Below are 14,537 nucleotides of genomic sequence, written 5' to 3' on the forward strand. Positions count from 1 at the left end.
GGGAGTGCGAAAAGGAGAAAGCGATGCTGAAGAAATTCGACATGGATCCGGGAACGGGCATCGTCATAGCAACAGTCCTCATTTTGGTGCTGTCCGGCGCCCGGCTTTTGAACCAGTGGGACAGTCTATCGTTTTGGCGAGAGCCGGGGCTGGTCGCGGCTATTGTTCTCGGATTGATTTCGGCGATTGCGCTTGCCGTCGCGTTCGTGGTTTGGCGATGGCCTCAGCAGAACGTACAGTATGATCCAACGCGCCGGGGACCAGTTATCGATTTGCAGGCGGATTCGAAGACTGACCAGCCTGGTTAGATGCGTTTCGGATATCGCGGAGGATGATGGCATTCGGATCGGGCACGTCGGCAAACTGCCACAGGCCAAGGTGCTGCTTTTTAGCGACCTCCTGCGCAACGATATAAGGAGCATGGACCGGAGCGCCGTTCGGAGTGACGGCCGCGAACGCCCAGCCGGTCGAGATCAGCGCCGTGCCGAGATCGATGCGAGAACCGGCCGCGGATCCTGAAGTAGGCTGCGCGACGCAAACGACGAAGCGCGTTTTGGTCGCGGTCTGCCAGGCGGCCGTGTAGCATTGAGGTTTGAGATCCCGGATGAGAGACACGAGCATTGCAAGGCTTGCCTCCCCGCAATCGACATGTCCCCCTGCGCTATTTGTGAAATATGTGCCTCGCAGGCAGGCTTGAACGCCGTAGAGACGGTGGGTCTCACCGACATAGGTCCAGGTGTCGCCGGTGCTGAACGATGCTGTGGCGGGGATCGGAAACCAGGGATTGGATTTGTCCTCGGCCAGTGCCGGAACACTGGCGAGGACGGCCGCGAGAATGCCGGCGGCGGCGAAGCCAGGTTTCATTATTGATACCTGCTCAGATTGAACCAGAACCGTTGTTTGCCGTCGGTCGTCGTGAGATCGAGATAGTTTGGCTCCGTCCTCTGCTCGCGCCGCGTCACGGCCGATGTTGGACGCGCACCGTAACCCGAACCTCTCGGGTTCGTGCCCCAAGAGGCATTCGTTGCATTCCGCGCAGCACAGAAAGCGCCGTTGCTGTCTGGCTTGTAGACGGTTTGTGAGCGAGAGCTGTTGTCGCTTCCGCTCGATTCCGTCTCGGGCGAGACGGCGATCGTGCCGTCCGGGCAGGGTTTGAATTTCTCATATCCGATACGACCGGAACTGCCGGCCTCCGGGCACTGGGGCCAGGGCTCCCCATGCGCGACCATACGGAAAGCGCGCTCGACCGGGGGCACACATTCCCCGACGCTCGCCCAACCCTGCGGGTTGAGGATGCACAGCAAGACCTTGCAGCCAAAATCATCAGCATGGGCCGGCGCCGCCGACAAAACCGACAAGGTCGGCAAAAACGCCACAACGGGAAGAACCTTGCTCATTTTCATTGTGTCTGCCTCAATTTCGCGATTGCAGTTCATCGAATCATTGTATTAATTCAGCATTCCAGAATCGGCAACGGCGCAGGATTATTTTAATGATTCGATCCCGCAAAACGGTACTTGCAGCGGGTGCGATCCTGGTGACGTGCCAAGCGGCGTCTGCACAGGAAGCTTCGCAAAGATTCCAGGACCGCGTTACGACTCCCGCCACCAGCGTTAATGCTGCCGTCGACGTGAATGGCCGGGTGATGCCGGCCTACCAGGTTGAGAGCCAGGGCGTGCAGCGGGTCGGTGCGCCGGGCGACGCTGACAGCGCGGCCGCTACGGTGACACCGACCTTGGCTGACAACCCCTGCCCCGGCGTCGCTGCCCTGTCGAAGGAAGAAGGACAGCGGATCGTCGAAACGGTCGCGCGCGAGCAAGGCTTTGCCCCGCCCCTCGCCCTCGCGGTTGCCCGGGCCGAAAGCCGCTTCAATTCCGGTGCGCTATCGCCCAAAGGGGCCTACGGCCTGATGCAGCTTCTGCCGTCCACGGCGGCAAGCTACGGGGTCGATATCTGCGATCCCGCGGATAATGTGAAAGGTGGGATCGGCTTTCTGCGGGATCTGCATCGCAAATTTCCGAACCCGATATACATGCTCGCCGCCTACAATGCCGGCGAGATCGCGGTTCTCAAATACAAGGGCGTCCCGCCCTACCCCGAGACGATTGGCTATGTCGCCAACGTCATCAACGATTTCTACCAATGGCCATCGGTCGGGTCTGAGGCGGTGATGCCCGCAGGGGCGGTAAGCCTTGACCCGGCCGGTGCTCAACCGGCTGCGGCCGGCGCAGAGGATCAACGAAATGATCCGACACCCCGCGCCAACTCCCGCAATGGCAGCACAATGACGTCTCGCGAAGCGACGGCGCCGGTCTGGCAGGGCGGTATGGTGCAAAACTTTGACTGAGGAGAAGCTTTGATGACTTTGTGGAAGATGTTTGCTGCACGCAGCACTGGTGTGGCGATGCCGCTCATGCTCTTGGCAACGCAGGCGATGGCTGGGGGCGGAAATCTCCAGCCGGTGCAAAGCACGCTGCAGACGTTGGTGCAGACCTTGACCGGTCCGATCGCGACGGCCTTGGCCGTTCTGTTCTGCATCTTCATGGGCTTCATGGCCTGGGCGGCACGCCTGTCATGGTTTGTGGCCGGAAGCTGGGTCTTGGGTATCGTGCTGGTCTTCGGCTCGGCTCAGATCGTCGAATTCTTTCAATCCGCGGTCGGCAGGTGATCGGCATGGCAGACGGCCGGATCGATCCTGGCGAGCCCAAATTGTTGATCACTCCGCTGGTCAAGGGCTTGACCCGAGCGCCGACGGTGCTCGGCATTCCCTACGAGCTTGCCGGGTTCATCGGCGTGCTGACCGCTGTCGTGTTCCTCGCAACCCATAATCTGGTCATGCTCTCTATCTGCGTGCCGCTCTATGCGGTTGCCAGGATCGCGATCATGCGCGATCCCATGTTCATCGAGATCATGTTCATCCGTTCACGCAAGACGCCGCCCCGAAGCGCCAGCTTCTGGGGTGCGCGCAGTTATCGGGTGTGACCGTGGCGATCGCGCGGGCTCTTCGCGATGAACTGAGTTTCGGGGCCGTGTCTCGTCGGGAGAATCCGGTTTCGGCCCATATACCCTATTCGCGGCATGTGTCCGACGAGGTGATCAAGACGCAGGACGGCATGTTGATGTCCTTCGTTCACATGAGCGGACTGTGCTTCGAGACGATCGATATCGCCGAGATCAATTCGCGCCTGCTCGGCCGCAACGATCTCATTCGGGGGTTGGCGAATTCCCGCTATGCGATCTACTCGCATATCGTGCGCCGCGAGGTGAAGCCCGCGATCGAGTCGAGCTTCGAAAACAAGTTCTGCCAAGAGCTGGACCAGCGCTATACGGCGGCCCTGCGCACCCAGCGCATGTTTGTGAACGATATCTACCTGACCATCGTGCGGCGCGAGCTGCAAGGCACGGTCGGGACGGCGGATCTCGTGATCCGCAAGCTTTTGGGACGAAGGGCTGCGGACGGTCGCTCTTCGAGCGAGGAGCGGGCGCTGATCGAACTCACGGACGTGATGAAAGCCGTCAAAGAGAGCCTGCAGGCTTATGGCGCGCGGGTTCTCACCGTCGTCAAGCGCAGTGACGTTTGGCATTCCGAGCCGCTGGAATTCCTGGTGCAGCTCGTCAATGGCGGATTTCCGCGGCCGATGGCACTGCCGCGCATGAAACTCGCGGAGGCGCTAGCGACAAAGCGGCTGTTCTTCGGCCCGAATGCGCTGGAAATCCGCGGGGCGTTCCCTGGCGAAACGCGATACGGGGCCATCATTTCGGTAGGCGAGTACCCCTCGATCACGGGACCGGGGATGCTCAACCCCATGCTGAAGGTGCCGCACGAATTCATCGTCACGCAATCCTTCGCCATCATCGACAAGCCCCAGGCACTGACCCAGATGGAGCGGGTCGGGCGCAAGATCGACATGTCGGATGAAGCAGGCTCGATCGTGGCCGATCAACTTGGTGAAGCGCGCGATGAGCTTTTGTCTTCGGAAGCGCTCTATGGTTTGCATCATCTGACGGTGCTGTGCCTTGGAAAGACCATGGACGACGTGGCGCGCTGCGTGACCGATGTCGGCACGGCGCTGACCGAGGTATCCGCCCTGTGGGTTCGCGAGGACCTGAATTGTGAACCTGCGTTCTGGGCCACCCTGCCGGGCAATTTCGCCTATGTGGCGCGCAAGTCGATGATCTCATCGAAGAACATGGCGGGCTTCTCCGCCTTTCATAACTATCCGAGCGGCCGGACTGGCGGGGTGCATTGGGGAACGCCGATAAGCGTCCTCGAGACGACGTCGCAAACGGCCTACTTCTTCAACTTCCATGTTCGAGACCTCGGCAACTTCACTCTGAACGGCCCCTCGGGCTCGGGCAAGACGGTGCTGCTCGGCTTTCTCGCGGCACAGGCGCAGCGCATCACGCCGCGCCCCAAGCTGGTGATGATCGACAAGGACCGTGGCCTGGATATCTTCGTGCGGTCGCTTGGCGGCCGCTATGAGGTTTTGAAGGCCGGCGAGCCTTCCGGCTTCAATCCGTTGCGCCTGCCCGATACGCCGCGCAACCGGGAATTTCTCTTCCAGCTTTTCAGCTTCATGCTGCGTCGATCCGACGGACACGCCCACTCGACGCGCGAGGAGCAAGTCATCCGCAACGCGATCGCCCAGGTGGCGAGCGCGCCGGAAGGTCGAACCATGGAGGAGTTCGCCGAGCTGTTGCGCGGTGCGATGCGCGCCGGCGATGACGATCTCTATTCGCGCTTGCAGCCATGGATGAGGCCCGATCAGCGCGGTTGGTTGTTCAACAACGCGGAAGACTCGTTTTCGATGTCGTCCATTTTCGGCTTCGACATGACGAGCGTGTTGAGCGACGCAACGACCAGCACGGCGGCCTTGCTCTATATCTTCCATCGCATCGAGGAGCTGCTTGACGGGCAACCGGTCATGATCTTCCTCGATGAAGGCTGGAAGCTGCTGGACAATGATATTTTCAGCTACTTCATCAAGGACAAGCTGAAAACCATTCGTAAGCTGAATGGCATCGTTGGCTTCGGCACGCAGTCAGCGGCGGACATTGTGAAGTCATCGATCGCCAACACGCTGATCGAACAGACGCCGACCAATATTTTTTTCCCCAACCCGAAGGCCGACGAGGAAGCGCACAGGGCGTTCGGGCTGTCGGGGCGCGAGATCAAATGGATCCGCGAAACCCCGCCTGAAGCCCGCAAATTCCTGATCAAGCATGACCAGGACAGCGTCATTGCGCGCCTCAATCTGGGCGCGATGCCTGACGCGATCAAGATCCTCTCCGGTCGAATTGAGACGGTTCAGGAGCTCGACGCGCTACGCGCGCGCGTCGGCGACGATCCGCAGGTTTGGTTGCCAATCTTTCTTGGGAGGGACCCGGAATGAAGACCATTATGGGCACGACGGCCGCCCTTGTGACGATTTTCGCGGGATCGACGGCCATGCCGGCCGTGCCGGTTTCTGACAGCCCTATTCTGTCGCAGCGGAGCGAGGACAAGGCCGACAAGGTTCAGATCAAGCTCATCCAGGAGGACACGAAGTCCGCCACGCAGGGCGTCAATTGCTCGGTAACGACACCCAAAAAGGCGCAGAACGTGAAGAGCCCGAAGGCTTCGGTCGATCCGGCGAGTGGCCAGGCGTCCTTGGAACAGGCCAATCCGGACATCAAGGGTTCTTCGGCTTTCGCCTCGACCGGGTCGGGATCGGGCGCTGTCGGCGGCAATGCCGGCGAAAGGGGCCAGTTGGATATCACCGGTCAGGTTCTCGGCGGCATGAATGGCAGCATGTCAACGGTGGCCCCCAATAGGCAGTCCTTCGAGACCATGGGTCAGGATATCGGGACTGACAAAACGGTCATGGAAGCCTTCGACCGCAACAGCGCAATCCGCGCCCAAGGCGGGCTGACCTTCAACGAGGTGATCCAGGCGACAGGGTTCTTCGCCCAAGCTTTCAACGTGCGAAACATCGGCACTGCCACACTGACAAGTCGGGGATCCTCCGGCCTGGTGGTGCCCACTCCCGCGTCCCCGCCGCCTGGCTCGGGTGGCCCGACGAGCTGTCCCGGGGCTACGAGCGGCGGCGGCACGGCCGGCAACCCGTGCTGCCCCTCGACGGACAGCGCATGCACGGCGCCGCGCACGACCGACACGGTTGAAAACGTCTCGCCCGTGCTTTCGCAAATCCAAAGGGACGCGAACCGCGCTCCCGTGACAATGACGACCGACGAACTGATGTCGGCGGTCAAGCAATATCAGGCTCAATAGGAGAAAGCGCTATGCGTGGAATTCCGTTAACAGCGGCACTCTTGCTTGGCTTGGGCGGCATCGCCTTTGCGCAGGTGCCTACGATCGACGAGGCTAATCTGGAACAGGCTCGGCAGATTGCGTCGGCCACGAGCGAGATCCTCAGCACCGACCGCAACATCATGAACTATACGCAAAAGACGCTGCAGGCAGTCACTGGCGACCGGTCGAGCCAGGCCGGCCAGCTCGCGCAGATGGCCTTGGGCAATGGCGGCTTCTCCATGGGGGACGCGCCTTCGCTTGGTAGCGTGATCTCGGGCGGCTCGTTGTCGTTCGCCGGCCTCGGCAATGGATCGCAGGGCATCGTTTCGAACATGATCAATGGCTTGCAGCTGGTGAAAACCATTTCGGGCCTGATCAATGGCCAGACGACGCAGATGGACAAGAACTACAGCGCCCTGGTGAACGTCGCGGCCACGGTCACCGGGCTGGTCGACTCCTCGCAAAATGGGGTGAAGACCCGTTCCAGCGCTTTTCAGTCGGGCGCTCAACGGATCGGCACGGCGCAGGACATCAAGGGCTCGATCGATCAGAACAGCCAGATCATGGTGCAAACGGGTCTGACCGTGAACGAGCTGATCGGCGCGGTGAACACAGCTACGGCGGCCGCCAATCAGGAAAACATCGATCGTATGAACCTGATCACCCAGGCCTCGCGGGGGCTCGAATACAAGTCCGGCCAATGACGGTGCGCTTTCTTCTATCAGCGGCCGCCATCATTGGCGCTGTCGCCACCTCCGGGTGCGGCCACAAGCCGCTCAAGGCACCATGCTCGCGCGACGAGGGACCAATGCAGCCGATGGCGTTCGCGGCGCCTGAACCAAGAACAGGAGCGAAGAAGCCATTCGAGTGCGGTCCGATGAAGGCACTCAATAGCGATCCATCTTTGTTTCCAGGTGGGACGGCGAAAAAATGAACTTCAATATCACTACGCTTCTGCAGCAGGTCGACAAGTTCGGCAATAACTATGTATCGCAAGCCTACCAGAACCTCGCGTCGGCCCTGACCGGCGGGGGACAGGTGGGTGTCGCCGGCCTGATGCTGACGCTGTACGTGATATTCTGGGCCATCGGCATCTGGCAGGGAACCTCGACCGGATCGGGAAAAGAGATGGTCTGGCGCCTGTTCCGCGCCTTCGTCATCTACGCTCTGGCGACGAGCTGGGGGGACTTTCAAACATATGCCTATTCGTTCGCGAATGAGACACCTTCCGCGATCGGGAACAGCCTTCTGACGAGCGTTTCGGCCAATGTGACCGGGACATCGGCCGGGCTGAACTCCGTCAACTCCGTGCAAACGGCCCTGCAAAACATCTGGGATTCGCTCGCCAATTCCACCTCCGCCTTTATCAAGAGCCTTGGCGTGTTGAACTTCGGCGGCTACGTACTGGCGGCGATCATCCTTGTCGTCGGCGCGCTGCTCATCGGCTATGCGATCTTCCTCATCATCCTGTCGAAGATCTTTCTTTGGCTTTTGCTGGCGCTCGCCCCAGTGTTCATCATTCTTATGCTGTTCGGCTACACGACCCGGTTCTTTGCCGGCTGGATAACCGCGATCGTGCAGTACATGTGCGTGCAGATTCTGGTCTACGCCTTCTGTGCCTTCTTCATCTCGATCACCCAGACCTATTTCGACGCGGTCAACCGGTCGAATGGTGCTGCGACAACGACCTTGACCGAAGCCGCGCCGCTGATCCTGATCTGCCTCGTCGGCGTGCTGCTGCTATCGCAAATCACCAACGTTGCCGCCTCGCTCGCGGGCGGAATTGGTATTGGAACGCCTTCGTTTGGGCGCTTCTACGGCGGCGCCTTCGCAGCGATGGGCCAAGCCGGTCAGCGCAGGCTGATGGGACGCTTAGGCTGGAGCACGCGGCAGGAACGCCTAGTGGGTCGCGAGCGGGCGCGCGTGAGCCTCGCACAGAGAAGGTATGAGGGTTCGGCGGAATATGCACGGCTTTCCCGAAAGCTGACGGATCCCGCATAGGTTTGGGGCACCAATGAGCGATGTGAAGGAAAGCGCTGGGCGACCGGCGAAGGAAACCGAGTCTCCCTTGCCGTACTACGTGGATGCGGCAATCTGGGAAAAAGATATCGCGCGGCGCAATCGCTGGTCGCGATCTCTGGCGTGGTGTGTGGCAAGCGTCGCCTCGGTCATTGCCGTTGCAGCGGTGGGCGCGCTGATCCTTGCGCTGCCGCTCAAGACTTATGAGCCCTACATGGTGGTGGTCGACAAATCCACCGGGTTTGTCGAGGTCAAGAGGCCGCTGGCCGACGGGCCTTTGCAGCAGGACGAGTCGATGGGGATGTTCGATATCGTCCGTTATGTGAAGGCTCGCGAGACCTACGATCCGAAGGCGCTGAAGGACAACTTCGATCTCGCGCAATTGCTGAGCGCCGGTGATGCCTCGAGGGAGCTCGTCGAGCTTTTTAGCCCGGCGAATACGGTGGCGAACCCCGTGGTGCTCTACGGGCGAAACACCGTCGTGGCGGTGACCGTGAAGTCCGTGACGTTTCCTAACCAGAGGACCGCCCTGGTTCGGTTCATGACGGAGGAAAAGAGCCAGGCGAACACCGTGCAGCGGCATTGGGTGTCGTTGATCCGGTTCCGCTACACCGGCGTGCCGGCCAAAAACGAGATCCGCTTTCAAAATCCGCTCGGCTTCCAGGTGCTCGAATATCGGCGCGATCAGGAGACGGCGCCGGCACCCACCGCGGAGACACCGCAATGAAGGTCACCGCCATCCTGATGACAATCGGGCTCGGCGTTTGCGCGGTTCAGCCGGCCCTTGCCGAACAGACCCCTCGGGCGGGATCTCGTGACAGTCGCATTCGCTTCGTCTGGTATCAGAAGGACGATGTGGTGTCGGTACCGGCCAGCTATGGCGCCTCGACCATGATCGAATTCGGCGATGACGAGAAAATCGAAACCCTCGGCGCTGGCGACGTCCCGGCCTGGAGCATCGAGCCCAACAAGAAGGGCAATGTGCTCTTTGTGAAGCCGATCGAGAAGAATGCGGGCGGGAATCTCAATGTCCTGACCAACAAGCGCAGCTATGTGTTCTTCCTCAACGGCGAGTTTCGGCCGGTTGCGCAACAAGTCTATGCGATCAAGTTCCGCTATCCCGAAGAGGCGTCGGACGCGGCGCTGATGGACGAGGCCCAGGCCCGGGCGGCACAGCCGAACCGGCAGGGTTTCAAGGCCGAAAACGCCAACTCGTCCTATGCCTATAAGGGGTCGTCGGCAAATAAGCCGCTCGTGATCTACGACGACGGCGTGAAGACCTGGTTCCGCTTCGATCCGGCAAGGGAAGTGCCGGCGATCTATGTCGTCGATAGCGAGCGCAATGAGACGCTTCTGAATTATCGCCGCGAGGGCGCGTACATCGTCGTCGACAAGGTCAATTACCAATGGACGCTGCGCAACGGCAACGAAGCAACATGCGTCTTCAATCTGAGACTGAACAATGTGAACGAACCGACCGGGCTCGAACCTTACGAGCCGCAGCGTGTCGGCGGTGGGACTGTTCGGAAAGTGAGGGGGCCTGATGCCATCTCCCAATGAGTACAGAATGCTCGCCGAGGAAGGAACAGTGGTCGCCCCGCCAAAATTCGGGGCGAGCACATTCTTCAAGATCGTGGTGCCGCTGGGTGCGGTGGTCTTCGCCGGCTGGATGATCTATGCGGCGACGCGTGCGCCAGACAAGCCGCTGTTGACGGCGTCGGATGGCGAGGAGTTTCACACCACACAGTTTCCCGCACCTGGGCTCGATACGCCGCGTCCCCAGCTTGATAACGGCACGCTGAAAATCCCGACGGCTCCCGAGGAGCCGCCGGCAGCGCCGGCACAGCCGCCGTCGACGGTCGAGGTTCCGCCTCCCCCTCCACCAGCCTTGCAACCGCCTGCAGCTCCACCACAGGTGCAGGATGATTCCGAGGCCCGTCGTCTGGCTGAGGAAGAACGGCGCAGGCAAGAAGAAGAGGAGCGCCGCAAATGGGAGCGCTTGCGCGCCAAGCAGCTCGTCGTCGATAGCGGCGATGCGCCTGGCAGTGCATCAGCGCTCGGCGGCAATGGAGCGGATGCAGCGGCGGCCGTAAACGCGGGCGAGGGCGAGGAGGACCCCAATCGGCGTTTTTTGGCAAGGGCGAGCCAGAGCGGAGCGGATACATCGAAAGCCACGATGAACCCGCGCACGGACGCTCTGGTCGCCCAAGGGACGATGATCAAGGGCGTACTCGAGACCGCGATCCAGAGCGATCTTGCCGGTATGGTTCGGGCCGTCGTGTCGGAGGATGTGTGGTCGTTCGACGGTCGCAGGGTTTTGATCCCCGCTGGCTCCCGCCTTATCGGTGAATATCGCAGTGGCCTCGCAACCGGCCAAACGCGGGTGTTCATAGTGTGGACACGCCTGCTTCGATCGGACGGCATGTCGGTGCAGCTCGGCTCGACGGGCACCGACGAGCTCGGTCGCAGCGGCATGCCGGGCGAGGTCGACAACCATTATTTCGAGCGGTTCGGCTCGGCGATCCTTCTAAGTGTCGTGGGCGGTGCGACGCAATTCATCGCCAACCTTGGCAACGACCCGAATGGGTCGAACACCAACCAGGCCTACACGGACCCGCAGACCGGACAGACGGTGACAATCCAGACGCAGCCCAACCAATACCTGCAGAGCGCCCGCCAGATCGGCGCGCAACAGGTCTCGCAAAGCCTCAACCGCATTGCCGAAGAGGCGCTTCGAAATTCGATCAATATCGCGCCCACGATCCATGTCGATCAGGGGTCGCGCATCATGGTGTTCGTCCGCCGGGACCTCGATTTTTCGGAGTTCTATCCGGACCCGGTACGCGAGGCGTTGAGGGAGATACGACGTGAGCGGGCAGCAAAGAACCGTCTTTCTAAATAAGGCGCTGGAGCCGGTGCGGCGCTGGCTCGACGACGATCGCGTGGTCGAAATCTGTGCAAACGGGCCTGGGCTTGTGTGGGTCGAAATTGTTGGCTCGACACATATGGAGCCCTTCGACGTCCCCGAGCTCGACCGCGCCGCGATCACTTACCTCATGGAACGTATAGCGGCATCATCCTCGCAATCGATCAGCGAGGAAAATCCCTTGCTTTCGGCCGCCCTCCCCGGCGGCGAACGCTTCCAGGGCGTGCTTGCGCCGGCGACGCCGACAGGAGGCGCCTTCGCGATCCGCAAGCAGGTCGTGAAGGATATGCGCCTTGATGATTACCGGAAGCGGGGGTCGTTCGATACGATCTCCGTCCAGGATCCCGGCGAATTGAGCGAGACCGACAGCGCCCTTTGCGAATATCTCGACGCCGGCAAGATCGAGGATTTCCTCCGCCTGGCCGTGCGGGAACGGTATTCGATCTTGCTTTCAGGAGGCACATCGTCGGGCAAAACGACGTTTCTGAACGCGATTTTGCACGAGGTGCCTTCGGATGAGCGGATCCTCACCATTGAGGATACGCGAGAGGTTAAACCACACCAGCCCAACTATCTGCCCCTCGTCGCATCAAAGGGCGACCAGGGCCTGGCGCACGTGACCGTTGAAACGCTGCTGCAAGCCGCCATGCGGTTGCGGCCGGATCGAATCTTCCTGGGCGAGATCCGGGGAGCGGAAGCCTATTCGTTCTTGCGCGCCGTCAACACAGGTCATCCCGGATCGATCACGACGATCCATGCGGACAGCCCGACCGGTGCGTTTGAGCAGCTAGCATTGATGGTCATGCAGGCTGGGCTTGGGCTGAGCAAGGCAGAGATCATCGATTACGTGCGGTCGGTCCTGCCGATTGTGATCCAACAAACGCGCCGGGGCGGCTGGCGCGGAACTTCGGCGATATGGTTCAACCGCATGACCGAATGGAGAGCCGCCAGAAAGGTTCCCCAGAATGTCTCGCGTATTCGCTTATAGGCTTCTCCTCGGCCTCATCGGCCTCGCCGTCTTCTTTGCCCTTTGGAGCCTGGCCTACGAGCTGGTGGCGACATGGCGGTGGACTCCCGCGCTGCCCTCTGAAGGCGCCTCGCGCTGGGGGCTTCTAAAATACCAGAACGCGCAACGCAGCCTAAGCGGCCTGTTCGTTGCCTGGCAGCATTTCAGCCAGCGCCTAACCTATCATCCCACGCAGGGCGAGACGATCATCCGGGGCGTGATCGCGGTCGCGGTTGTCGTGGCGATCGGCGTCGGCCTGGTCTTTGCAAGCCTGAACCGCAAGCCAAAGCACTACGGCAATGCGCGGTTCGGCACGATCATGGACGCCGAAAGGAAAAACCTGCTGGCAAAGCAAGGCTTGATCCTCGGCAACATGGGTGGGGCGACGATCCGCTCGGACGAGCCCGCGCACGTCCTGGTGGTCGGGCCGACCCGATCCGGCAAGGGCGTCAGCTTTGTCATTCCGAACGGTTACATGTGGCGAGGATCCTCGGTGTGGTTCGATCCGAAGCGGGAGAACTTCGAGGCGTTCGGTGCGCATCGGCAGGCTCTCGGCGATAAGGTCTTTTTCTTTTCGCCCGGCGAGCAGGATTCGCATCGCTATAATCCGCTGGATTTCATCCGGCGCGATGCGCGCATGCCGACGGACTGCGCGGTGGTCTCCTCCTTCATCATCCCCGACGCGACAGGAAGTTCCGAGATCTGGGCGCGCGCCGGCCGGCAGCTGCTTTCGGCCATGATCGGCTATGTGCTGACGTCACCACGCTATGAGGGGCAGCGTCATTTGCGCGCCGTCGCGATGCTTCTTTCGACCGGCGTGGATTTTCTCAGGGTGCTGACGAATATCCGCAATGACGAGGAAAAATATCTGCCTTCGTGGGTCGTGCACGGGCTCAACCAGTTCATTGCGCTGGAAAAGGAAACGCGAAACTCAGCCTACTTCAACCTGACGGCGGCTCTCAACCCCTGGACCAATGATCTCGTTGCAGCCGCTACGGCGTCGACCGATTTCGATATCTCGAAGTTTCGCAAGGACCCGACGGCTCTCTTCATCGGCTGCTCGGTGGCGCAGCTCGACGTGTTCCGGCCCATCATCAAACTCCTGGTTCAGCAAATCCATGATGTGCTGATGGCTTCCTCGCCAGGCCCGGACGAGCCCTATCAGGTCCTGGTGATGATCGACGAGTTTCGCCAGCTCGGCAAAATGGAGTCTATCGTTTCCAAGCTGGCGATCAACGCGGGCTATGGCTTTCGCATGGTCCTGATCCTGCAGGATCTAGCCCAGCTTGACGAAGTCTATGGAAAAGCGACGCGGCACACCACGGTGACCGCGTGTCAGGTGAAGCTTTTCATCCGCATGAACGACGTGGAGACCTCCGAACATGTCTCTGTAATGCTGGGGCCGACCACGATCGAGGTGCCCACACCGATCATCAGGGCTGGTCAAGGTATATTTGGTGGCCGAGACAAGAGTTTAAGTTATCAGGAAAGGCCGTTCCGAACGGCGGCGGAGCTTCGGCAACTGCCGGCGAAGCAGGCCGTGGTTCTGGGCTCGAGCCCCCCTGGTTTCATGGTGCGCAAGATCACCTATTATAAGGACGCTCCCTATAAGGCGACCTATCAGGAATTTCGCCACCGGCGCTTGAAGGTTCCGCCTCTCTCACGATGGCAGGATCTTCCGCTGCGCTCCATGGCGGAGGTCGAAGCGGCGGCTAACAACGCGCCGGCGGCCCCTTTCGAGTTGGGGGAACCCGATACCGTCGAAGCGTCGGCTTCGGGCGATACAGCCTATGCCGATGCGGTGCCGCGTGCGACTGGTGCGGCGGCTGAAAGGGCTGATCCCGTCGCGTTAAAGCCGAAAGTAAAGAGCGACAGCGCGGACGCACCACAGGTGCTGCCAAGCTCAGGCCTTTCAACGGGCGGTGAGGCTGAAGCAAAGAGCGAGGTCGCCGCTGAAGTTCCGGAGTTGAAGCCGAAGCGGGCCGATCAGACGGCTGATGATGCGCCGCGGCCGCTTCCCACCCTTGGCCGGCGATCGGCGCCGGCAGCATCAAAGACGTCCGACCCGAGTGCGTCTGAAGGCAAGGCGAGTGTCTTGCAATTCCAAGTCCGGCCGGGAAACAAGTCCACGTCGATCGCCGCGCTGCTCGCATCGCTCGATCAGGAAGTGGAGGCCGGCGCTCGTTCCCTGTCACCGTCAGTGGATACCGGGGATGTCGACGGGCTACCGTCAGCCGCTCTTGAGGCGCTGCAGGATGAAATTAGACGTCACGGCGATCGCTAGGACGTGAAAT

General features: G+C 60.9%; 15 protein-coding genes. 13 read left to right on the plus strand and 2 right to left on the minus strand.

Annotation, left to right across the window (positions count from 1 at the left end; genetic code table 11):
- Nucleotides 1–23 precede the first annotated feature (23 nt).
- Complete coding sequence (locus X733_RS141160) at nt 24–308, plus strand: hypothetical protein (protein ID WP_081740738.1); 285 nt, start codon at nt 24–26, stop codon at nt 306–308.
- Here the strand turns inward: X733_RS141160 and X733_RS141155 are convergent.
- Nucleotides 265–864, minus strand: coding sequence for a thermonuclease family protein (locus X733_RS141155; RefSeq protein WP_023819749.1), 600 nt, complete (start codon nt 862–864; stop codon nt 265–267). The two genes, X733_RS141160 and X733_RS141155, sit on opposite strands and share 44 nt — an antisense overlap.
- Nucleotides 864–1,403: a hypothetical protein gene (locus X733_RS1000000167315; protein ID WP_155924268.1), complete on the minus strand. Its 540-nt coding sequence runs from the start codon at nt 1,401–1,403 to the stop codon at nt 864–866. The genes X733_RS141155 and X733_RS1000000167315 overlap by 1 nt, the downstream gene beginning before the upstream one ends.
- Before the next feature lie 89 nt (nt 1,404–1,492).
- Here X733_RS1000000167315 and X733_RS0135535 point away from each other — a divergent pair, with 89 nt between their 5' ends.
- The 12 genes from X733_RS0135535 to X733_RS141100 all read left to right on the plus strand — a co-directional run bounded on the left by X733_RS0135535 (nt 1,493) and on the right by X733_RS141100 (nt 14,527).
- On the plus strand, nt 1,493–2,347 hold the full coding sequence (locus tag X733_RS0135535) for a lytic transglycosylase domain-containing protein (protein WP_032911436.1): 855 nt from the start codon (nt 1,493–1,495) through the stop codon (nt 2,345–2,347).
- 12 nt (nt 2,348–2,359) lie between these two features.
- Nucleotides 2,360–2,668, plus strand: coding sequence for a TrbC/VirB2 family protein (locus tag X733_RS141150; RefSeq protein WP_023819752.1), 309 nt, complete (start codon nt 2,360–2,362; stop codon nt 2,666–2,668).
- A 5-nt stretch (nt 2,669–2,673) separates the two neighbouring features.
- Nucleotides 2,674–2,982, plus strand: a complete 309-nt coding sequence (locus tag X733_RS141145) for a type IV secretion system protein VirB3 (protein WP_023819753.1) — start codon at nt 2,674–2,676, stop codon at nt 2,980–2,982.
- 2 nt (nt 2,983–2,984) lie between these two features.
- Complete coding sequence (locus X733_RS141140; protein WP_031193916.1) at nt 2,985–5,393, plus strand: VirB4 family type IV secretion system protein; 2,409 nt, start codon at nt 2,985–2,987, stop codon at nt 5,391–5,393.
- Nucleotides 5,357–6,271 (plus strand): hypothetical protein, encoded by a 915-nt coding sequence (locus tag X733_RS141135; protein WP_245274500.1) that lies wholly within the window; start codon nt 5,357–5,359, stop codon nt 6,269–6,271. The genes X733_RS141140 and X733_RS141135 overlap by 37 nt, the downstream gene beginning before the upstream one ends.
- 50 nt (nt 6,272–6,321) lie before the next feature.
- On the plus strand, nt 6,322–6,996 hold the full coding sequence (locus X733_RS141130; protein ID WP_245274501.1) for a type IV secretion system protein: 675 nt from the start codon (nt 6,322–6,324) through the stop codon (nt 6,994–6,996).
- 226 nt (nt 6,997–7,222) lie between these two features.
- A complete protein-coding gene (locus X733_RS141125) occupies nt 7,223–8,293 on the plus strand; it encodes a type IV secretion system protein (RefSeq protein ID WP_023819757.1) in 1,071 nt (356 codons plus the stop codon).
- A gap of 13 nt (nt 8,294–8,306) precedes the next feature.
- Nucleotides 8,307–9,038, plus strand: coding sequence for a virB8 family protein (locus tag X733_RS141120; RefSeq protein ID WP_023819758.1), 732 nt, complete (start codon nt 8,307–8,309; stop codon nt 9,036–9,038).
- Nucleotides 9,035–9,871, plus strand: coding sequence for a P-type conjugative transfer protein VirB9 (gene virB9, locus X733_RS141115; protein WP_023819759.1), 837 nt, complete (start codon nt 9,035–9,037; stop codon nt 9,869–9,871). The genes X733_RS141120 and virB9 overlap by 4 nt, the downstream gene beginning before the upstream one ends.
- Nucleotides 9,872–9,878: 7 nt before the next feature.
- Nucleotides 9,879–11,213 carry a type IV secretion system protein VirB10 gene (virB10, locus tag X733_RS141110; RefSeq protein ID WP_245274502.1) on the plus strand — a complete coding sequence of 445 codons (1,335 nt, stop codon included), beginning with the start codon at nt 9,879–9,881 and terminating at the stop codon, nt 11,211–11,213.
- Complete coding sequence (virB11, locus tag X733_RS141105; RefSeq protein WP_023819761.1) at nt 11,179–12,225, plus strand: P-type DNA transfer ATPase VirB11; 1,047 nt, start codon at nt 11,179–11,181, stop codon at nt 12,223–12,225. The genes virB10 and virB11 overlap by 35 nt, the downstream gene beginning before the upstream one ends.
- Complete coding sequence (locus X733_RS141100; protein WP_023819762.1) at nt 12,203–14,527, plus strand: type IV secretory system conjugative DNA transfer family protein; 2,325 nt, start codon at nt 12,203–12,205, stop codon at nt 14,525–14,527. Before virB11 ends, X733_RS141100 begins: the two co-directional genes overlap by 23 nt.
- The last annotated feature ends 10 nt before the right edge of the window (nt 14,528–14,537 follow it).

It is taken from the genome of Mesorhizobium sp. L2C066B000, assembly GCF_000502335.1.
Lineage (GTDB): Bacteria > Pseudomonadota > Alphaproteobacteria > Rhizobiales > Rhizobiaceae > Mesorhizobium.